Annotated in this window: 16 protein-coding genes and 1 pseudogene; 13 read left to right on the plus strand and 4 right to left on the minus strand. The window is 72.4% G+C overall.

Translation table 11 applies throughout. The features are described 5' to 3' along the window. The first annotated feature begins 26 nt into the window (after positions 1-26). Together ACFVHO_RS05050 and ACFVHO_RS05055 are read left to right on the plus strand one after the other, a co-directional pair. Positions 27-1,067 carry a 3-isopropylmalate dehydrogenase gene (locus ACFVHO_RS05050; RefSeq protein WP_385710353.1) on the plus strand — a complete coding sequence of 347 codons (1,041 nt, stop codon included), beginning with the start codon at positions 27-29 and terminating at the stop codon, positions 1,065-1,067. Positions 1,068-1,319: 252 nt separating this feature from the next. Then, positions 1,320-2,408, plus strand: coding sequence for a branched-chain amino acid aminotransferase (locus ACFVHO_RS05055; RefSeq protein WP_385710355.1), 1,089 nt, complete (start codon positions 1,320-1,322; stop codon positions 2,406-2,408). A gap of 144 nt (positions 2,409-2,552) precedes the next feature. Here the strand turns inward: ACFVHO_RS05055 and ACFVHO_RS05060 are convergent, their stop codons facing one another. Further along, the gene (locus ACFVHO_RS05060; protein WP_385710357.1) at positions 2,553-3,239 is read right to left on the minus strand and encodes a TetR/AcrR family transcriptional regulator; all 687 of its coding nucleotides are present in this window, start codon (positions 3,237-3,239) and stop codon (positions 2,553-2,555) included. Between the two features lie 132 nt (positions 3,240-3,371). Between ACFVHO_RS05060 and ACFVHO_RS05065 the strand changes: the two genes are divergently transcribed. After that, entirely contained in the window at positions 3,372-4,301 is a 930-nt protein-coding gene (locus ACFVHO_RS05065) for a zinc-binding dehydrogenase (protein ID WP_385710359.1), read from the plus strand. A 191-nt stretch (positions 4,302-4,492) separates the two neighbouring features. Here ACFVHO_RS05065 and ACFVHO_RS05070 read toward each other — a convergent pair whose 3' ends face one another. Then, entirely contained in the window at positions 4,493-5,962 is a 1,470-nt protein-coding gene (locus tag ACFVHO_RS05070) for a cytosine permease (RefSeq protein ID WP_385710361.1), read from the minus strand. Positions 5,963-6,206: 244 nt separating this feature from the next. On the opposite strand from ACFVHO_RS05070, the gene ureA reads away from it, so the two are divergent. The 9 genes from ureA to cimA all read left to right on the plus strand — a co-directional run bounded on the left by ureA (position 6,207) and on the right by cimA (position 17,303). Continuing rightward, complete coding sequence (ureA, locus tag ACFVHO_RS05075) at positions 6,207-6,905, plus strand: urease subunit gamma (protein WP_385710363.1); 699 nt, start codon at positions 6,207-6,209, stop codon at positions 6,903-6,905. Beyond that, the gene (locus ACFVHO_RS05080) at positions 6,905-8,587 is read left to right on the plus strand and encodes an urease subunit alpha (protein ID WP_385710365.1); all 1,683 of its coding nucleotides are present in this window, start codon (positions 6,905-6,907) and stop codon (positions 8,585-8,587) included. The genes ureA and ACFVHO_RS05080 overlap by 1 nt, the downstream gene beginning before the upstream one ends. A gap of 11 nt (positions 8,588-8,598) precedes the next feature. Further along, positions 8,599-9,621 carry an agmatine/peptidylarginine deiminase gene (locus tag ACFVHO_RS05085; protein ID WP_385710367.1) on the plus strand — a complete coding sequence of 341 codons (1,023 nt, stop codon included), beginning with the start codon at positions 8,599-8,601 and terminating at the stop codon, positions 9,619-9,621. An 87-nt stretch (positions 9,622-9,708) separates the two neighbouring features. Continuing rightward, positions 9,709-10,254 carry a TetR/AcrR family transcriptional regulator gene (locus ACFVHO_RS05090; RefSeq protein ID WP_385710621.1) on the plus strand — a complete coding sequence of 182 codons (546 nt, stop codon included), beginning with the start codon at positions 9,709-9,711 and terminating at the stop codon, positions 10,252-10,254. 164 nt (positions 10,255-10,418) lie between these two features. After that, positions 10,419-11,498 (plus strand): protein TolB, encoded by a 1,080-nt coding sequence (locus tag ACFVHO_RS05095; RefSeq protein WP_385710369.1) that lies wholly within the window; start codon positions 10,419-10,421, stop codon positions 11,496-11,498. Further along, positions 11,495-12,619: a TolB family protein gene (locus ACFVHO_RS05100; RefSeq protein WP_385710370.1), complete on the plus strand. Its 1,125-nt coding sequence runs from the start codon at positions 11,495-11,497 to the stop codon at positions 12,617-12,619. Before ACFVHO_RS05095 ends, ACFVHO_RS05100 begins: the two co-directional genes overlap by 4 nt. A gap of 21 nt (positions 12,620-12,640) precedes the next feature. Next, positions 12,641-13,909, plus strand: a complete 1,269-nt coding sequence (locus ACFVHO_RS05105; protein WP_385710372.1) for a TolB family protein — start codon at positions 12,641-12,643, stop codon at positions 13,907-13,909. A gap of 132 nt (positions 13,910-14,041) precedes the next feature. Beyond that, positions 14,042-15,331: a TolB family protein gene (locus tag ACFVHO_RS05110; protein ID WP_385710374.1), complete on the plus strand. Its 1,290-nt coding sequence runs from the start codon at positions 14,042-14,044 to the stop codon at positions 15,329-15,331. 346 nt (positions 15,332-15,677) lie between these two features. Beyond that, complete coding sequence (gene cimA, locus ACFVHO_RS05115; protein WP_385710378.1) at positions 15,678-17,303, plus strand: citramalate synthase; 1,626 nt, start codon at positions 15,678-15,680, stop codon at positions 17,301-17,303. A 60-nt stretch (positions 17,304-17,363) separates the two neighbouring features. Here cimA and ACFVHO_RS05120 read toward each other — a convergent pair. Then, positions 17,364-18,830: pseudogene (locus ACFVHO_RS05120) on the minus strand (glycoside hydrolase family 30 beta sandwich domain-containing protein); the annotation flags it as partial. 191 nt (positions 18,831-19,021) lie between these two features. Between ACFVHO_RS05120 and ACFVHO_RS05125 the strand changes: the two are divergent. Beyond that, positions 19,022-20,392 (plus strand): hypothetical protein, encoded by a 1,371-nt coding sequence (locus ACFVHO_RS05125; protein ID WP_385710380.1) that lies wholly within the window; start codon positions 19,022-19,024, stop codon positions 20,390-20,392. 85 nt (positions 20,393-20,477) lie between these two features. Here ACFVHO_RS05125 and ACFVHO_RS05130 read toward each other — a convergent pair whose 3' ends face one another. Next, a complete protein-coding gene (locus ACFVHO_RS05130; RefSeq protein ID WP_385710382.1) occupies positions 20,478-20,921 on the minus strand; it encodes an ankyrin repeat domain-containing protein in 444 nt (147 codons plus the stop codon). Positions 20,922-21,051 lie beyond the last annotated feature (130 nt).

Here is a 21,051-nt window from a genome sequence, read left to right on the forward strand (position 1 = left end):
GATGGGACGAGGAGTACGGTGCCGTCATGTCTCGCAGCATCAATCTCGCAGTGATCCCCGGAGATGGGATCGGCCAGGAAGTCGTGGCCCAGGGGCTCAAGGTCCTCAACGCCGTCCTCCCGCAGGATGTGAAGCTGGAGACCAAGGAGTACGACTTCGGGGCGCGCCGCTATCACGCGTCCGGTGAGACCCTCACCGACGCCGACCTCGCGGACCTCAAGAAGCACGACGCGATCCTGCTCGGTGCCATCGGCGACCCCTCGGTCCCCTCCGGCGTCCTGGAGCGCGGCTTCCTGCTCAAGCTCCGCTTCGCCTTCGACCACCACGTCAACCTGCGCCCCTCGCGGCTGCTGCCCGGCGTGGCCACGCCGCTCGCGGGCCAGCCCGAGATCGACTTCGTGGTCGTGCGCGAGGGCACCGAGGGCCCCTACACCGGCAACGGCGGCACCATCCGCAAGGGCACCCCGCACGAGGTCGCCACCGAGGTCTCCGTGAACACGGCCTTCGGCGTGGAGCGGGTCGTCCGGGACGCCTTCGCCCGCGCGCAGGCCCGCCCGCGCAAGAAGCTGACGCTGGTCCACAAGAACAACGTGCTCGCCTTCGCGGGCCACCTGTGGACGAACGTCTTCAACGCGGTGGCCAAGGAGTTCCCCGAGGTCACCACCGACTACATCCACGTCGACGCGGCCACGATCTACCTGGTCACCGACCCCGGCCGGTTCGACGTGATCGTCACCGACAACCTCTTCGGCGACATCATCACCGACCTCGCCGCGGCCGTCTCCGGCGGCATCGGCGTCGCGGCCTCCGGCAACATCAACCCGAGCCGCGAGTTCCCCTCGATGTTCGAGCCCGTGCACGGCTCGGCGCCCGACATCGCGGGCCAGGGCAAGGCCGACCCGACCGCCACCGTGCTGTCCGTCGCCCTGCTGCTGCGCCACCTCGGGTACGACGACGAGGCGAACCGCGTCGAGGAGGCCGTCTCCGCCGACCTCGGCGGACGCGGTGACACCACTCGTACCACCGACGAGATCGGCGACGCGCTCGCCGTACGCGTAGCGGGCTGATCCGCCGGTCACCAGCTCCGTCACAGCAAGCCGCCGGGTCGCACAAGCACCCGGCGGCTTCTCGTTTGCGCCCACCGGGTGTCACCATCGAACCCAGGGCCGCCCCAGGCCGCCGTTTCGTCCAGGTCGTCCCGCGAGCGATAATCGAACGTGGGGCCGCGAAACGGCGCACGCCCGGACGCCGCGAGGAATCGCGCGCGTACGGGTCTCGGCGCGGTCCGTCACACACAAACCGGTGAAGGACACGCAACCATGACGACGCCCACGATCGAGCTCAAGCCCTCCTCGACCCCGGTCTCCGCCAAGGAGCGCGAGGCGGTCCTGGCCAGCCCCGGGTTCGGCCGCCACTTCACCGACCACATGGTGACCATCCGCTGGACGGAGGGCCGCGGCTGGCACGACGGCCAGCTCGTTCCCTACGGCCCGCTCTCCCTGGACCCGGCGACGACCGTCCTGCACTACGCCCAGGAGATCTTCGAGGGCCTCAAGGCCTACCGCCAGCCCGACGGCTCCGTCGCCCTGTTCCGCCCCGAGGCCAACGCCCGGCGCTTCCAGGCGTCCGCCCGTCGCATGGCCATGCCGGAGCTGCCCGTCGACACCTTCCTCGAGGCCTGTGACGCGCTGGTCCGCCAGGACATCGACTGGGTGCCCGCGCACGGCGGCGAGGAGTCGCTGTACCTGCGCCCGTTCATGATCGCCACGGAGGCCGGGCTCGGTGTGAAGCCGGCCAACGAATACCTCTTCGTCGTCATCGCCTCGCCCGCCGGCGCCTACTTCCCCGGCGGCGTCAAGCCCGTCTCCATCTGGCTCTCCGAGGACCGCGTGCGCGCCGTCCCCGGCGGCATGGGCGACGCCAAGACCGGCGGCAACTACGCCGCGTCCCTGCTCGCCCAGGCCGAGGCCGCCGAGAAGGGCTGCGACCAGGTCGCCTACCTCGACGCCGTCGAGCACAAGTGGGTCGAGGAACTGGGCGGCATGAACCTGTACTTCGTGTACGGCGACAAGATTGTCACCCCCGAGCTGACCGGCTCCCTGCTCGCCGGTATCACCCGCGACTCCCTGCTCTCCGTCGCCCGCGACCTCGGCTACACCTCCGAGGAGGGCCGTGTCTCCATCGACCAGTGGCAGGCCGACACCGCGAACGGCACCCTCACCGAGGTCTTCGCCTGCGGCACCGCCGCCGTCATCACGCCCGTCGGCACGGTCAAGTCCGCCCGCGGCGAGTGGACGCAGAGCGACGGCGCGCCCGGCGAGGTCACCATGAAGCTGCGGGACGCGCTGCTCGACGTCCAGCGCGGTGTCGCGGCCGACCCGCACGGGTGGATGCACCGCCTGGGCTGAGCCCACTCTCGATCGTCCGGCCACGGAGGCCGGGTCCGGCAGTCACCTGCCGGACCCGGCCTCCGTGTCTTTTCGGACCGTTTCAGCCCGTTTCAGACTGTTTCGGGCCGCCTCAGGTCGCCTCGGGCCGCCTGTCGGGTCGCCTCAGGCCGTCTTCTCGGGGTGACCCGGGCGTGCGGTGAGCGCCAGGCTCTCGGGCACGGCCGCGCTCGCGCGGCGGAACGCGGCGGCGAGAGCGGCCCGGCCGGGCGCGGGCGCACCCGTGGTCCAGGAGTCCAGGCCCCGGTGCCAGGCGGCCACGAGCAGGTCCACGGCGAGATGCGCGCGGAGGTGGTCCGGGTCGTCCGGGTCGTCCGGGGTGCCACCGAGGTCGAAGCGGCGTACGACGATGTCCAGGGCGGCGCGGCCGGTGCGGTCGCAGAACGCGAGGCCGTGCGCGTCCATCGACGGGTTCCGCGCGGCGAGACGGCGGCTGAGCAGCACCCGGTGCGCCCACTCCTCCTCGCCGGGCATCCGGTCGAGCGTGGTGAGCAGGACGTCGCGCAGCAGCTCGTGCAGCGGCCCGCCCTGCGGACGCACCTGCTCCAGCTCGTCGAGGAACACCGTCCACAGGTCGTGCAGCGGCGCGCAGGCCACGTCTTCCTTGCTGGTGAACGTGCGGAAGAAGGTCCGCTTGGACACCTCCACGGTGTCGCAGAGCTCGTCGAGCGTGACGCCGTCGAAGCCGCGCTCCGTGAACAGCTCCAGGGCGGTGTCCACCAGGGCCTGCCGGGTGCGGAGCTTCTTGCGTTCGCGCAGGGGGAGCTGGGCGGTGGGGCGGGCGGAGTCCATATGGGGAGTGTAGCTCGGTAGCCAATGCTCCTTGATGGCTTGTGCCACTGAGTGGCACTATGGCTGCGCCCCGGTTCGGGGCGACTGCCGTGCCCGGCTTGCTTCGTCCTGCCTGTGAAAGGTGACTTCGTCATGCGTGCTCTCCTCGTCGACCCCACCGCCCCAGCCGGACTCCGCCTCGGTTCCGCGCCCGACCCCCAACCCGCCCCGCACCAGGCCCTCGTCAGGGTCGCCGCGACCTCCCTCAACCACGGCGAGGTCGCGATCGTCGCCCCCGGTGCCGCGCCCGGCACCGTCCTCGGCTGGGACGCCGCCGGGTACGTCGAGCGGGCCGCCGCCGATGGCTCCGGGCCCCCGGCCGGCACGCCCGTGGTGACCCTCGGCGAGGCCGGCGGCTGGGCCGAACTCCGCGCCGTGGACACGCGATTCATGGGCGTGGTGCCGGACGGGGCCGACCTCGGCGCCATCAGTACGATCCCCGTCGCCGGGGCCAGCGCGCTGCGGGCCCTGCACCGGGTGGGGCCCCTGCTCGGGCGGCGGATCCTGGTCACCGGGGCCACGGGTGGGGTCGGGCGGTACGCCGTGCAGTTGGCCCGGCAGGGCGGGGCGTACGTGGTCGCCGCGACCGGGGACCCGGCGGGGCGGGGGGAGATGCTGCGGGGGCTCGGCGCGCACGCCGTCGTGTCCGACCCCGCCGAGGTCGAGGGGGTCGTCGACGGGGTCGTGGATCTCGTGGGCGGGCGGCAACTGGTCGCCGCGTACGAGAAGTTGGCCGAGGGTGGGGTGTTGGTTGCCGTGGGGCACTCGGGTGGGGACGGCGAGCACTTCGCGCACGGGGTGCTGTACGGGGACCAGGGGCGGCACGATCGGTCGGTCGTGAGCTTCTTTCTGCTGGGATGTGGGGGGCTTGCTCGGGACTTGGAGTGGCTGGCCGGGGAGGTTGCCGGGGGGCGGCTCGATGCGGGGGAGGCGTGGCGTGGGGCGTGGGGGGATGCCGGGGCGGCGGTGGCGGCGCTGCGGGGGCGGCGGCTGCATGGGAAGGCTGTGCTGGAGGTGGGGTAGGGGGCCTTGCAGGGGGCTCCCCAACCCCGCCCCTTCCCGAAACCGGGGCTGCGCCCCTGGACCCCGGGGGGTGGTGTTCCCGTGCGGGTGGGACGGTCCTCCGCCGAATCGGCGCTCCGCGCCTCGTCCTCAATCGCCGGACGGGCTGAAAACTACTTCGCCGGGGCGGGCTGAAGGTGCCGGGCTGTTGGTCAGTCTGTGGACAGGTGGGGCGGGTGGGTGGGGGAAAGCCCCTCCGGCGTTTGAGGAGCGGGGTCTGGGGCGGAGCCCCAGGGTCGGGAAGGGGCGGGGTTGGGGTACATCGCGTAAGCGGCACCCCCCACCACCCCCGACAGCAGGAAACTGCAGTCCACCCCGCCCGTGAGGGGCAGCAGGGGCCCTTCCCAGGAGGGGAGGGAGACGGCGAGGAGGCCGACGGTCGCGCCCAGGGCCCAGGCCACCGTGGCCCCGGCGTTCCAGCCGGACCGGTACCAGTAACGCCCGCCTCGGGAGCGCCGGTTGAACACCTGGAGGGCATCGGCGTCGTACTCGCCGCGGCAGCGGACGAAGCCGATGAGGGTGATCACGGCCCAGGGCGTCCCGATGGCGGTGAGGAGCAGCACGAAGGAAGTCATGGCGTCCTGCGCGGACCAGGCGAAGTGACCGACGAAGACGCATCCGGTGGCCACCACCGCCACGGTGTACGTGGCCCGCGCCCGCGAAGCCCGCGGCACGATCGCGTCGAGATCGAGCCCCATGGAGTACAGCATCAGCCCGGCGTTGCCGACGGACCCGGCGGACGCGGCGAGCAGGAGCGGGACGAGGTACCAGCCGGGCGCCGCCGAGACGAGGGGCTCGGCGTAGTCGAGGGCCGCGCGGGCGGCGTAGGCGGTGAAGGTGCCGAAGAGCTGGGGGACGAGCAGCCCGGCGGTCAGGCCGAGACAGGTGGCGCGCAGGACGGAGCGGGAGCTGTGCCGCGCCGGTGAGACGTAGCGGGTGTAGTCGCCCAGCAGGGTGATGAAGGCGATGGGCCCGGAGAGGCCCGCGGCGACGAGCGCGAGGAGCCACGTCGGCCAGAACGAGCCGAGCGCGTAGCCGCCCGCGTCGGGCAGCGCCGAGGTCGTGAAGTCGGGGGCGTACGCGACGAGGCCGAGGACGAGCAGGGCGGTCATGCCGACCGCGAGGACGCGGGAGAGGCGAAGGAGGACCCGGTAGCCGTACACCGCTCCGGCGACCGTCGCCGCCGCGAGCAGCGCGTACACCAGGCTGTAGGAGAGGCCGCCCGCCGGCAGGCCGGTCAGGCGGTGCAGGGTGCCGACCATGACGTCGCCGCCGATCCAGATGGTCAGCGCGGTGTAGCCGAGGGACAGGAGCAGTCCGACGACCGAGCCGACGAGGCGGCCGCGGACGCCGAACTGCGCGCCCGACGACGTCGACAGGTTCGTCGCGGTCCGCAGCGAGACGAGCGCGAGCGGCGCCGTGAGCGCCGTGCCGATCAGCGTGCCCGCCACCACCGCGCTCACCGACTGCCAGAAGCCGAGGCCGAAGGAGACCGGCAGCCAGCCGAAGACGATCACTCCGAGGCAGAGGTTGGAGCCGAGGAGGATCGCGACCACGTCCCGGGGACCGCTGGTGCGTTCCTCCTCGGGGATGGTGTCGACTCCGCGCTGTTCTATCGGCATGGGCTGCCCCTGACGCTCGCTCGAATCGGTCTTCGGTCTTCGGGTCCTTGGACCGGTCTTCGGACTTCGGGTCTTCGGACATGGGATTTCTCGTGTGTTTGAGTGGCGTTCAATGTGGATGACGTTCTGCTTCCACGTCAATGCTTTCGGTCTGGGAGTTTGACGTTTAGAGTGATGCTCTAAGTGGTCGATCCGGAAGATCCGGGTCCGGACCCGGTGACCCACGGATGCGAGGAGTGGCGGCGTGCGCCTGACCCCCACGGAACGCGACCGGCTGCTGCTGTTCGGCGCCGCCGAGCTGGCCAGGGCCCGCAGGGCGCGCGGCCTCAGGCTGAACGTGCCCGAGGCGACCGCCCTGATCGCCGACACCGTCTGCGAGGCCGCCCGCGACGGGGCCCGGCTCGCCGAGGCCATCGAGCGGGCGCGGTCCGTCCTCGGCCCGGACGACGTCCTGCCCGGCGTCGCCGACGTCGTCACCGAGGTGCATGTGGAGGCCGTCTTCGACGACGGGTCGCGGCTCGCCGTGGTCGCGGACCCGATCGGCGGCGGCTCCCTCGGCCCGGACGCCCCCGGCGCGCTGCGGCCCGCGCCGCCCACGCCGGACCGCGCCCCCGTCGTCACCCTCACCGTGCACAACACCGCGACCGTGCCGGTCAGCGTGACCTCGCACTTCCACTTCTTCGAGGCCAACCCGCGCCTGGACTTCGACCGCGCGGCCGCCTACGGCATGCGGCTCGCCGTCCCCGCGGGCTCCTCCCTGCGCTTCGGCCCCGGCGAGCGCGTCGAGGCCGGACTCGTGCCCATCGGCGGCGCGCGCGTCGCCATCGGCTTCGCCGGTCTCGTCGACGGGCCGCTCGACGCGCCCGGCGCCAGGGACGAGGCCCTGCGCAGGGCGGCGGCCTGCGGCTATCTCGGAGCGAGCACCCCTGAGGAGGGCGAGTGATGGACCCCTACGAGTACGCGTCCGTGCATGGTCCGCGGGCCGGGGACCGGGTGGTCCTCGGGGATTCGGGGCTTGTGGTGCGGGTGGAGTCCGATGCGCAGTTGGCGGGGGACGAGTTCCTGGCCGGGTTCGGCAAGACGGCCCGTGACGGGTTGCATCTGAAGGCCGCCGCCGTGCGGGAGACCTGTGATGTCGTGATCAGCAATGTGCTGGTGATCGACGCCGTGCTGGGGATCCGGAAGGTGTCGATCGGGATCCGGGAGGGGCGGATCCACGCCATCGGGCGGGCGGGGAATCCGGACACCCTGGACGGGGTGGACGTGGTCGTCGGCACCGGGACCTCGATCGTGTCGGGTGAGGGGCTGATCGCCACCGCCGGTGCCGTGGACACGCACGTGCATCTGCTGTCGCCGCGCATCATGGAAGCCTCCCTCGCCTCCGGCGTCACCACCGTCATCGGGCAGGAGTTCGGGCCGGTGTGGGGGGTCGGGGTCAACTCGCCGTGGGCGCTGCGGCACGCGTTCAACGCCTTCGACGCCTGGCCGGTCAACATCGGCTTCCTCGGGCGCGGTTCGTCGTCCGACAAGGCGCCGCTGATCGAGGCGCTCGCGGAGGGCGGGGCGTCCGGGTTCAAGGTGCACGAGGACATGGGGGCCCATACCCGTGCCCTCGATACGGCGTTGCGGGTCGCCGAGGAGTACGACGTCCAAGTCGCGCTGCACAGTGACGGGTTGAACGAGTGTCTGTCGGTCGAGGACACCTTGAGCGTGCTGGAAGGGCGGACCATCCACGCCTTTCACATCGAGGGGTGCGGGGGCGGGCATGTGCCGAACGTCCTGAAGATGGCGGGGGTGCCGAACGTCATCGGCTCGTCCACCAATCCCACCCTGCCCTTCGGGCGCGATGCCGTGGCCGAGCACTACGGGATGATCGTCTCCGTCCATGACCTGAAGACCGACCTGCCCGGTGACGCGGCCATGGCCCGCGACCGGATCCGCGCCGGGACCATGGGGGCCGAGGACGTCCTGCACGACCTCGGCGCCATCGGGATCACGTCCTCGGACGCGCAAGGGATGGGCCGGGCCGGTGAGACCGTCCGCAGGACCTTCGCCATGGCCGGGAAGATGAAGGCCGAGCTGGGGCCGATGGAGGGCGACGGGCCGCACGACGACAACGGACGCGTCCTTCGGTACGTCGCCAAGCTGACCATCAACCCCGCCCTCGCCCACGGCCTCGCCCACGAGGTCGGCTCCATCGAGGTCGGCAAGCTCGCCGACATCGTGCTCTGGCGCCCGGAGTTCTTCGGCGCGAAGCCGCAGCTGGTCCTGAAGTCCGGCTTCCCCGCGTACGGCGTCGTCGGCGACCCCAACGCCGCCACCGACACCTGCGAACCCCTCGTCCTCGGCCCGCAGTTCGGGGCGTACGGCGCGACCCCCGCGGACATCTCCGTCGCGTTCGTCGCCGGGGCCGCCGTCGAACAGGGCAACGACCTGATGCCCACCCGGCGCCGCCGCGTCGCCGTGCGCGGCACCCGCGGCATCGGCCCCGCCGATCTGCGCCTGAACTCCCGCACCGGCGCCGTCGACGTCGACCAGCGCACCGGCCTGGTCAGCCTCGACGGCGACCCGCTCCGCTCGGAGCCCGCCGACTCCGTCTCCCTCAACCGCCTGTACTTCCTGTGAGGACCGCAGCCATGACCTTCCGCATGCCCGCCGAGTGGGAGCCGCACGAGCGCACCTGGATGGCCTGGCCGGGACCGAACGTGACCTTCGACGACCCCGGGGCGCTCGCGGAGTCCCGCCGCGCCTGGGCCGCGGTGGCCCGGGCCGTCCGCCGCTTCGAGCCGGTCACCGTCGTGTGCGGGCCCGGGCAGTCCGCTCAGGCCGCTGAACTCCTCGGCCCGGACGTCGAGTTGGTGGAGCGCGAGCTCGACGACGCCTGGATGCGGGACATCGGCCCCACCTTCGTGACCGACCGCGCGGGCCGGCTCGGCGCCGTGGACTGGACGTTCAACGGCTGGGGCGCCCAGGAGTGGGCCAGCTGGGAGCACGACGCGAAGATCGCCCGCCATGTCGCGGACCTCGCGGGCGCCGAGACGCACTCCTCGCCGCTGGTCAACGAGGGCGGCGGCATCCACGTCGACGGCGAGGGCACCGTGCTCCTCACCGACACCGTGCAGCTCGGCCCCGAACGCAACCCCGGCTGGACCAGGGAGCAGGTCGAGGCGGAGGTGCACGCCCGCATCGGCACCCGCAAGGCCCTGTGGCTGCCGCGCGGCCTCACCGCCGACTATCCCGGCCACGGCTTCGGCACCCTCGGCCACGTCGACATCGTCGCCGCGTTCGCCGCCCCCGGCGTCGTCCTCGTCCACTCGCAAGCGGACCCCGCCCACCCGGACTTCGAGGTCAGTCGCGAGGTCGTCGGCGTACTCAAGGGGCAGACGGACGCCCGCGGCCGCGCCCTGGAGATCGTCGAGGTGCCCGCGCCGACCGCCCTCGCCGACGACGAAGGCTGGGTCGACCACTCGTACATCAACCACTACCTGTGCAACGGCGGCGTCGTGCTGTGCGCCTTCGACGACCCGCACGACGAGCTGGCCGCGGGCATCTTCCGGCGGCTGTTCCCGCGCCGGACCGTGACGCTCGTCGACGCCCGTACGATCTTTGCCGGGGGTGGTGGCATCCACTGCATCACCCAGCAGCAGCCAAGGACCTAGCAGCCGGAGTACCACGTGGCCGAAGCGAGCACCCCGCGCAGCGCACGCAGGAACGCGCCCCCGCGGGAGGACGTCCTCGCGACGGCCATGGAGATGATCGCCGACCGCGGCCTGGAACAGCTCACCATGGCCGCGCTCGGCCGCGAGGTCGGCATGAGCAGCGGCCACCTCCTCTACTACTTCGGCTCCAAGGACGAGCTGCTCCTGCGCACCCTGGAGTGGAGCGAGGGACGGCTCGGCGCCGAGCGCGGACGGCTGCTCGCCCGGCAGGGCCCTGCCCGCGCCCGCCTCGACGCGTACGTCGAGCTGTACGTCCCCGACGGGCACCGCGACCCGCACTGGATCCTCTGGCTCGAGGTGTGGAACCGGTCCCTGAACGCGGACGAGCAGGGGCGCGACCGGCAGGCCGCCATCGAGGGCTCCTGGCACCGCGACCTGGTGGCGCTGCTCGCCGAGGGCGTCTCGCGCGGGGAGTTCCGGGCCGTCGACGCCGACCGGTACGCGGCCCGGCTCCGGGCGCTGCTCGACGGCTTCTCCATCCATGTGGCGATCGGCCTGCGCGGCACCGGACGGGACCAAGTCCTCGCCCACGCAAGGGAGTTCCTGGACGAAACGCTCGCCCCGCAGGGGTAGTCTCCTCGCCCACGGACGCGCGAGGGGGCGTCCAGGTTGTACGTACTCCTGCGGATTGCGGGGCGCCGGAGAAAGCGCTTGTATCCCGGTGGGTCCCCGGCGCCGGGCCGGGGGAGGCGCGCCCGGAGGCACCACGGGCGCGCGAGGGGATTCCGGGGGGAATCATGCGCAGAGCAGTCCGTGCCGTGTCCGCAGCCGCGCTCACCACCGCACTCGCCGCCGTCGCGTTACCGTCGGCCGCGCACGCGGCCGACCCGTCAGACACCTCGGGGCCGTCCGCGCCCCGCGTGGAGCGCGTCAGCGTCGCCGCCGACGGCACCGAGGCCAACGGCGCGTCGGGCGCCGCCACGGTCACGACGAACGGCGGGCACGTCGCCTTCAGCAGCGCGGCCACCAACCTGACGCCCGACACCTACCCGCGGCCCCAGAGCTCCGCGCACGTCCGCGACCAGGACTCCCGCAAGGTCAGCAGGATCCGGGACAGCCTGACCGCGCCGAGCGTCAGCGACGACGGCCGGTTCGCCACGTACCTCGACTGGGGCTCGCACACCACCAACGCGTTCGTGGTGGACCTGACGACGGGGGAGAAGCGCCGCGTCGACGCCAAGGGCTTCAAGGAGGGCTCCGGCGAGTCCGAGATCAGCGCCGACGGCCGCCACGTCGCGTACGTCCTGCGCCCGCAGCACCCGGCCGACCCGTACCGGATCGAGGTCTACGACTGGGCCACCGACACCCGCGAGGTCGTCAGCGAAGGACCGCCCGACGCCGCCCGCGACATGGTGAACCCGTCCATCAGCGACACCGGCCGCTTCGTGGCCTACGAGGACGCCGGCACCAAGCAGGTCTGGGTCCGCGACCGCGACACCGGCAGCCTGAAGCGCGTCGACGACGGCACCGCCTCCAAGCTCGTCGAGATCAGCGGCAACGGCCGCACGGTGGTGCTGAACTCCGCGAACGGCGCCTACGTACGCGACCTGCGCAGCGGCAAGGTCAGGCACTTCTCCGGCACCACGGCCAAGGCCGTCGGACCCGAGGGCCGCCATCTGCTCTACAGCGACGACGCGTCGACGCTGCGCCTGCGCGACCTGCGCACCGGCCGCGTGCACGTCGTCGGCACCGGCTCGGCCGTCCCCGGCGCGGTCGGCGCCAAGGGCCGCACCGTCGTCTACACCTCGGCGGAGACCGACGTCGTGCCCGGCGACACCAACGGCCTGAACGACGTCTTCAAGTGGACGCGCGGGTGAGCGTGCCCCGGCGGCCCGGGAGAGGGCGCGCGGGAACCCTGGCGGCCGCCGCCCTCGCCCTGAGCACCGCCTCACTGACGACGACCGGCACCGCGCACGCCCACGCGGACACCACGACCCACACCGCCCCCGGTACCGCCACCGACGCCGCGCACCGCGCCCCCCGCACCGAGCGGGTGAGCACCGGGAGCGACGGGGCGCAGCTCGACGGGCGCTCCCTCGAAGCCGGGATCAGCGCCGACGGCCGGTACGTCGCCTTCGCCACCAAGGCGGAGCGGCTCGGCTGCCACCAGCAGTCGTACACCTGCCTCGTCCTGAAGGACCGGGTCACGGGCGAGCTCACCCGGATCCCGAACGACGGCGACTCCTCCTGGGGCACGGCGATGCTCAGCCGCGACGGCCGCCGCGTCGGCCACACGGCGGGCACCAAGTCCCCGGCGCCCATGCTGTACGACCGGGAGACGGGCCGGAACGTGAACGTGGGGGCGCCGGGGAACGGCACCGGCCTGCTCAGCGCCGTCTCGCCCGACGGGGGCACGGTCGCGTACACCTCCGGCGACCGCTTCCACCCGGCCAAGGACCTGCGCGTCCGCGACCTGGCCACCGGGGCCGACGAACTGATCGGCGGCGACGGCCGGTTCGGGGCCGCGTCCCTGAGTGCCGACGGGCGGCTCCTCGCGTACGCGGCCCGGGGCGCGGACGGGGCGGACCTGTTCGTCCGCGACCGGAGGACCGGGGCGACGACGCAGATCGACCAGGGTCTCGGCGAGGCGGGGTTCGTCCAGCTCGCCGAGAACGGCCGCACCGCGCTCTTCGCCGCCGGGGGCAGGACGTACGCGTACGACGTCCGCAAGGGCGCGGCCCGCGAGGTCGCCGACAGGCCCGTCGGGTCCGCGAGCCCGGACGCCCGGTACGCCGTCCTGGCCGAGGGCGCGGACGGCACCGCGCTCACCCTGCTCGACGTCCGCTCCGGCGTGCGCACGCCCGTCGGCCCCGGCGCCGTCGTGCCCGGAGCCGTCACGGCCAAGGGCCGCGCGGTCGCCTTCACCTCGGCCGCCACCGACCTGGTGCCGGACGACACGAACGGCAGCACGGACATCTTCCTGCGCCACACCCGCTGAACCCACCCACGGGGGACCTTCATGAGCGAGGCGAGAACAGCAGCGAACACAGCCGCGAGATCCCTGGTCGTCCTGGCGGCCGCCCTCACCACGACGACAGCCCTCACGGCGACGGCCGTCGCACCGGCCCACGCCGACCCCGGTCCCGCCGGGCCCACGACCGTGCGGGCCAGCGTGGACAGGAACGGCGGGCAGCTCCAGGCGCCGTCGTACGGGCAGGACCTGTCCGCCGGGTTCGACGCGAGGCCCGCCTTCACCACGGCCGGGCCGGTGTGGGAGGGCGACACCAACGGCCTGACCGACGTGTACTTCGGTGACTCCGTCATCAGCTCCGGGTACCCGCGCGGCATGGGCGACGGCCCGTCGCGGGGCGGCGCGCCGTGCGTGAACGGCCGGATGACCGCGTTCGTCTCCGAGGCCACGAACATCACGTCCACCCCCGCCCCGGACGACCGTCCGACGGTCTACGTCCGCAACCGCGCCGTGGGCAAGGTCTCCCGCGCCAGCCAGTCCTTCGAGGGCACGCCCTTCGCGTGGGCGGCCCGGCCCGAGGTGAGCGACGACTGCATGTGGGTGTCGTTCACGGCGGCCCTCGAAGGCCCCGACGGCACCGCGCGACAGCCGCGCGTCTACCGCTACCGCATCTACGACGGCACGGTCCGCCTCGTCAGCGAACCGTCGGCGCGCGCCGACCACTCCTCGATCAGCCACGACGGCCGGTACGTGGCGTACGAGTCCGGCGGGAACGTGCACGTCCGCGACCTGGAGACCGGCACCCTGGAGAAGGCCTCCACGGCCCGCGACGGCGGCCCGGCCGACGGCCGCTCCTCCGGCGCCTCGCTGAGCGGCGACGGCCGCCACGTCGCCTTCGACTCGACCGCCTCCAACCTCACGGCGGGCGACCGGAACGGCGGCGTCAACGTCTTCGTGCGCGACCTGGACGCGGGCACGACCCGCCTGGTGCGCGGCGAGACACGGCGCGCGAGGACCTACGACGCGGCGCTCGCCGCGGACGGCACGCACCTCGCGTACGTCTCGGCGGCGCGGGGCAAGGGCGGGGCCGGCCGGGTGCCCGCCGTGTTCCTGCGCGAACTGGCCACCGGCGAGACGCAGTTGATCAGCGCGGACGTCGGGGGCGGGCGCAACGACCTGCCTGCCCGGCGCCCTTCGGTCAACGACGACGGCAGTGTCGTGGCCTTCGACTCCGCATCGCCCGATCTGGTGACAGGAGACACGAACAGGTTGTCGGACGTCTTCCTGCGGACAGTGAAGGACGGACAGTCCGACTAGCAACCAGAAGTGCCCGTACGGCACTCCCTACAGGCACGGGAACCCGGCAACACACCCGGGAACCCAGCAACAGGCACGGGAACCAAGCACCAAGCACGAGAACCGAGCACTCATCTCACGGGGGAACCACCCATGCGTCTCACCACCCGCGCGGCGCTCGCCGCCGCGCTCGTCACCGCTGTCACCGGCACGGTCCTGCCGGCCGTGGCGGCAGCGGACACCCGCGCCCCCGCTCCCCGCACCGAGCGGGTGAGCGTCGCGGCGAGCGGCACCCAGGCCAACGGCCCGTCCGACGCCACGGACATCAGCGCCGACGGCCGCTACGTCGTGTTCGCGTCCGAGGCCACCAACCTGGTGCGGGGCGACACCAACGACCGGAACGACATCTACCTGCGCGACCTGAGCACCAAGAAGGTCGAGCGGATCAGCCTCCGCAACTCCGGCGCGCAGTACACCTCGCACGCCGGTGACCCGTCGATCAGCGCGGACGGCCGGTACGTCACCTACTCCGCGCAGGTGGACCGGGCGGGCGCCCTCTACAGCGGTACGTTCCTGAAGGACCGCAAGACCGGCCGCACCGAGATCGTCAGCCTCTCCGACGACGACAAGCCCGTCTTCGGGGACTACGTGATCGGCGCCCGGGTCAGCGCGAACGGCCGGTACGTCGCCTTCGTGTCCGCCCTGAAGGACCACGGCGACGGCGGCGGCGACGGCATGTGGACCGGCATCTACCTCCGCGACCGCAAGGAGGGCACGACCCGCAGGGTCAGCGAGATCGTCACCGGCCAGCCCACCTGGATCATCGGCGGGATGAGCCTGAGCGCCGACGGCCGCCACGTCGGCTACACCCTGGGCCAGGTCCGTCCCGGCCTCGGCGGCAGGACGTACACGTACGACGCGAACACGGGCACGACCAAGCGCCTCGACCTGTCCGCCACGGGCGAGGACCTCAAGGTCGGGCTGCCCTCGCTGAGCAAGGACGGCCGGTACGCGGCCTTCGAGACCGCCGAGCCGATGGTGTCCGGCGACACCAACGGCAAGAGCGACGTCTACCGCCTCGACACCCGCACCGGCGCCCTCAAGAAGGTCACCCGGAAGGCGGGCGGCGGCCAGACCGACGCCGACTCCTACCAGGCCCGCATCAGCCCCGACGGCCGCCACGTCGCCTTCGTCTCGTCGGCGTCCGGCCTCACCGCGGGCGACCCGGCGAAGGGCCCGCTGTACGTACGGGACCTGAAGGACGGCGTGACCCGGCGCGTCAACGTGCCCCGGGGCGGCGGCCAGAGCGAGGACCAGGGCTGGCCGGACTACGCCCTGAGCGCCGACGCCAAGAGGTTCGTGTTCACCTCGGACGCGGCGAACATGGTCCCGGGCGACACCAACGGGGCGCGTGACGTCTTCGTACGTCGCAACGTGCGCTGAGCACGCCCTGTGAGCCGGACCGCATGGGGAGCCCATGGCCCCATGAGCCGGACCGCATAGTGAGACGGTGAGGCGGGTGCCACAGAACTTGTGGCACTCTGCCGGACATGCTCATGTTCGCCATGATTATTGGCAGCAAGCGCGCCGGTCCGCAGTGACCGCCCCGTACACATCACGTACAGAGCGGACACCGTCGTCCTCGACCCGCGCGCAGACCTCTCGCACCCGCGAGGGGTCTTTTCGTTTTCCGGCCCACCCACAGTCGGCAAACGGGGCGCGAGGGATCATGGAGGTGGTGGAGCCGGTCCTTCCGGTAGACCGACATCCGACACAGGAGCCAGACAGCATGACGGAAACCAGCAAGCCCGACGATTCCTCACCTGTGCCCGACGATTCCTTCCACGTGTTCGACACCACGCTGCGCGACGGCGCGCAGCGCGAAGGCATCAACCTGACCGTCGCGGACAAGCTGACCATCGCCCGGCATCTGGACGACTTCGGCGTGGGCTTCATCGAAGGCGGCTGGCCCGGTGCCAACCCGCGCGACACCGAGTTCTTCGCCCGCGCGCAGGCGGAGATCACGTTCAAGAACGCCCAGCTCGTCGCGTTCGGCGCCACCCGCAGGCCCGGCGCCAAGGCGGCCGACGACCCGCAGGTCAAGGCGCTGCTCGCGTCCGGCGCCCCGGTCGTGACGCTGGTCGCCAAGGCCCATGACCGGCATGTCGAGCTGGCCCTGCGCACCACGCTCGACGAGAACGTGGAGATGATCCGCGACACCGTCGCGCACCTGCGCGCCGAGGGCCGCCGCGTCTTCGTCGACTGCGAGCACTTCTTCGACGGCTACCGGGCGAACCCCGAGTACGCGAAGGCGGTCGTCCGCGCGGCGGCCGGGGCGGGCGCGGACGTCGTCGTGCTGTGCGACACCAACGGCGGCATGCTCCCCGCCCAGGTCCAGGCCGTCGTGGCCACCGTCGCCGCCGACACCGGCGCCCGGCTCGGCATCCACGCCCAGGACGACACGGGCTGCGCGGTCGCCAACACCCTCGCGGCCGTCGACGCGGGCGCCACCCATGTGCAGTGCACGGCCAACGGCTACGGCGAGCGGGTCGGCAACGCCAACCTGTTCCCGGTCGTCGCCGCCCTGGAACTGAAGTACGGCAAGCGGGTCCTGCCCGAGGGCGCGCTGCGCGAGATGACCCGGGTCTCGCACGCCGTCGCCGAGGTCGTGAACCTCACGCCGTCCACCCACCAGCCCTACGTCGGCGTCTCCGCGTTCGCCCACAAGGCGGGCCTGCACGCCTCCGCGATCAAGGTCGACCCGGACCTGTACCAGCACATCGACCCCGAACTCGTCGGCAACCGCATCCGGATGCTGGTCTCCGACATGGCCGGGCGCGCCTCCATCGAGCTCAAGGGCAAGGAGCTGGGCGTCGACCTCGGCGGCGACCGCGAGCTGATCGGCCGGGTCGTGGACCGCGTCAAGGAGCGCGAGCTCGCGGGCTACACCTACGAGGCCGCCGACGCGTCCTTCGAGCTGCTCCTTCGCGAGGAGGCCGAGGGCCGCTCCCGGCGCTACTTCCGCACGGAGTCCTGGCGCGCCATCACCGAGGACCGCCCCGACGGCTCGCACGCCAACGAGGCCACCGTGAAGGTGTGGGCCAAGGGCGAGCGGATCGTCGCCACGGCGGAGGGCAACGGCCCGGTCAACGCCCTGGACCGGGCGCTGCGCGTGGGCCTGGAGCGGATCTACCCGCAGCTGGCCAAGCTGGAGCTGGTGGACTACAAGGTCCGCATCCTGGAGGGCAAGCACGGCACGTCCTCCACGACCCGGGTGCTGATCTCCACGGCCGACGGCGACGGCGAGTGGTCCACGGTCGGCGTCGCGGACAACGTCATCGCCGCGTCGTGGCAGGCCCTGGAGGACGCGGTCACCTACGGCCTGCTGCGGGCCGGGGTCGAGCCGACCGAGTAGGCACGACCCCGGCACCTCCTTCAGGCGGCCGTCAGCTCTTCCGGATCGCCGTCAGCTCTTCCAGGTGAACGTCGCCGACGTCTTGCCCGGCAGCGAGTAAGTCGCGTGCTGACCGCCCCAGTTGACGGTGACCGTCCTCGCCGACGCGGAGTCGTTGTAGGCGATCAGGGCCTTCGTGCCGTCCGTGTTCCGCCACGCCACGTTCGGCACGTCCGAGCTGGCGGTGGAGGAGACGCGGGCGGCACCGGGCTGCACGAACTTCGTCAGGTGCCCCATCGTGTAGTACTCGACGGTGTAGTCGACCTGCCCGTGCCGTCCGTCGCCGTTGTGCACGGTGATCAGTCCGTCGCAGGTGCCGCAGCCGCCGTTGTGCGGGCCGCGGTTCTGGTCCACGGCGAGCGACCACTTCGTCACCGACTTCGCCCAGTTCCGGGTGTAGTCGATGATGTTCATCATGTCCTCGCGCTGCTGATTGCCGATCCAGGTCCCGCCCGAGTGCTCGGTCTGGAAGGCGTCCAACTGCGGGTACTTGTTGTGGATCTCGGTCTGCTTCGACACGTTGCCGCCGTACCCGTGCCAGGCGACGCCGCCGAAGTTGGGGTGCGAGCGCACCGCCGCGTCGTCGACGGTCTGGGCGGCGTACGCGTCGTAGGTGTCCCAGTTCCAGTCGTGCGCGAGGACCTTGGTGGGCAGGCCCGCGCCCGCGAGCTTGGGAAGCAGCTCGTTCTTCGTGAAGTACGCGAGCCCGTTGCCGTTCCAGCTCATCGACGGGTAGCCGTTGCAGCAGGTCGGCTCGTTCTGCGCGGTGACGTAGTCGACGGGCACGCCGTTGTCGCGCCAGGCCTGCAGGTACTTCACGAAGTACTGGGCGTACGTCCCGTAGTACTCCGCCTTCAGCCAGCCGCCGTTGAGCTGCCCGCTGTCCTTCATCCAGGCCGGGGCCGTCCACGGCGAGGCGACCGTCGTCAGCTTCGGGTTGAGCTGCTTGGCCTGTTTGGTGAGCGGGAGCACGTCCTGGAGGTCGTGCGCGATGGAGAAGCGGGCGAGGTTCGGGTCGGTCTGCCCGGCGGGCACGTCGTCGTAGGTGTAGCCGAAGCGGGCGAGGTCGGATCCGCCCATGGGGTTGCGGATGTAGGAGAGCCCGATGCCCTCGGTCGGCGAGAACAGTTTGCGCATCGTCTCGTCGCGCTTGGCCTGGGTGAGCGCCCCGCTGCCGTCCATCAGCCAGGCCGCGGTGTCGGTGAAGGAGGCGCCGCCGCCGGTGAAGGTCTGGTAGCGGGTGTTCTCGTCGACGGTGATGTTCGTGCCCCCGCCGCCGGTGCCCGGCTGGAAGGAGATCGGGGTCTGCGGCTGCAGGCCCCGGGTGACGTGGCGGCCGCCGCTGTCGTCGGTCGTGGTCAGCCAGATGGAGACCTGCTCGCCCGCCGCCTCGGCGGAGGAGACGCCGAGGCCGGTGAGTCCGGCGGTGGTGAGGAGTCCGGCGGTCAGTAACCGGGCGAGGCGCCCGGGTGTGGAGGGTCTGCGCATGGGACGTTCTCCGCCCTTCGTGGGGTCGGGCCGGAGCCATGGTGGATGTCATGGCTACGTCATGCCTTAGTTCAAGGCGTGAGTTAACTGCCGCCCCAAGGGCCCGTCAAGACTTCGGGCGCCGAACGCAGTGAGCGCTTTCCGCGCCGAACGGAGGGAACGTTCCGGCCGCGGAGGAGTTAGCGTGAAGTATGAGGCCCACCAGGCAGACGGCGTCGCGGCTGACCCTGATCCTGTCCGGACTGCTCCTGGCCCTCGGCGCCACGCTCACGGCGGCGCCCGGAGCCCAGGCCGCGACGGACGTCCAGGCGGTGGCCGACGCTCTGAAGAAGAACCCGGTGTACGTCGACGAGGCCGCCGCCTCGCAGCTCTCCGCCGCCGACGCGGACGCCCTCGCCGACAAGATCAAGAAGGCCGACAAGCCGGTGTTCGTGGCGGTGCTCCCCGCCTCGTTCCCCGGCCGCGACGACCTCTTCCGCGACCTGCGCACCGCGACCGGCGTCACCGGCGTGTACGCCGTCCGCCTCGGCGACCGCTTCGACGCGCGGGCCGACGGCTCCGTCCTCTCGAAGAACGCCGTCGGCAACCTCTCCTCCCTGGTCCAGGGCGAGGACGCGAAGTCCCAGCTCAACGACTTCGTCGACCAGGCCCTTCCGCAGGTGTCGGGCTCGGCCCCCGCGTCCTGGGGCAGCGCGTCGGGCGGCGACGACGGGGTGCCCGTCGGCGCGCTGATCGGCGTCGGCGCGGTGGTGGCCGCGGGCGGCGCGGGCGCCTACGCCATCGCCCGCCGCAAGCGCCGCGCGCGCGAGGAGGAGCAGCGCGCGGCCCTGGACAAGCTGCGCGTCGTGGTCGACGAGGACATCACCGCCTTCGGCGAGGAGCTGGACCGGCTGGACTTCCATCCAGCGGAGGCGGGCGCGGACGACGCCATGCGCGCGGACTACGAACGGTCCCTGGACGCCTATGAGAAGGCCAAGTCGTTCATGGCGTCGGCGGAGCGCCCCGAGCAGGTGCGGTCCGTCACCCAGGCCCTTGAGGACGGCCGGTTCTCGCTGGCGCTGCTCGCGGCCCGCCGGGAGGGCCGCCCGCTGCCCGAGCGCCGGGCCCCCTGCTTCTTCGACCCCCGGCACGGCCCGTCCGTGAAGGACGCCGAGTGGACGCCCGAAGGCGGCGCGACCCGCGAGGTGCCGGTGTGCGCGGCCGACGCGGTGCGCCTCGCCGACGGGGACGACCCGATGGCCCGCACCGTGACCACCGACTCCGGCGAACGACGGCCCTACTGGGAGGCCGGACCCGCCTACGGCCCCTGGGCGGGCGGCTACTTCGGCGGCGGCCTGCTGCCGGGCCTCCTCGTCGGCACGATGCTCGGCTCGATGATGGCCAGCCCCGCGTACGCGGCGAGCTACGGCGCCGGGTACGGGGACTTCGGCGGCTACGAGGGCGGTGACGTGTCCGGCGCCGACTTCTCGTCCGGGGACTTCGGAGGCGGGGACTTCGGTGGGGGCGGGGACTTCGGCGGTGGCGGCTTCGGCGGGGGAGGGGACTTCGGGGGCGGGTTCTAGGGCGGGTTCTGGGCCGGGTCGGCGACGTTCCGCCGTCCGTCCGAAGCCGACGATCGCTCCTGGGCCACGGCGGCGCCCGCCGCCACTAGGCCGTGGTCGCGCCCGCCGCCACGGAGCCCGCCGCCACGAGCAGTGCGGCCGTCTCGTGATGCGGGCCCTGGTGCGCCCATCGCAGCGGGGACGAGCCCGTGCCGTGGTCTTCACGCAGGTTCGGGTCGGCGCCGTGCGCGAGGAGCGCGCGCACGGTCTCGGTGTGCCCCCAGCAGGCGGCCGCGCACAACGGCGTGCCGTCCGCGCCGAGGCCGACCCCGAGGCTCTCGGTGTCGGGTGCGGCCCCGGCGGCCAGGAGCAGCCGGACGATCGTGGCCCGGCCGTTCACGGCTGCCTCGTACAGCGGGGTGATCCCGTCGCCGTCGCGGCGCTCCGGGTCGGCTCCGGCCCGGAGCAGTGCCCGCACGACGGTGGGGGTGTCCTGCCAAATGGCCTCGAAGAGCCGCCGGGAGAGCTTCTTCTGCTGTCGTTCTTTCATCGGCGCCGACGCTAACGCCCAGGTGCGTGGCGTAACCACTCGTTTCCTCCGGCCCGCGCGGGCGGCGCGCCCTCCCGGCTTGACGTGACACCCATTTGAACGAGACGATACGTATCGTCAAGAAGTGGTC

The organism is Streptomyces sp. NPDC127108, assembly GCF_042677545.1.
In the GTDB taxonomy this organism is placed as follows: domain Bacteria; phylum Actinomycetota; class Actinomycetes; order Streptomycetales; family Streptomycetaceae; genus Streptomyces.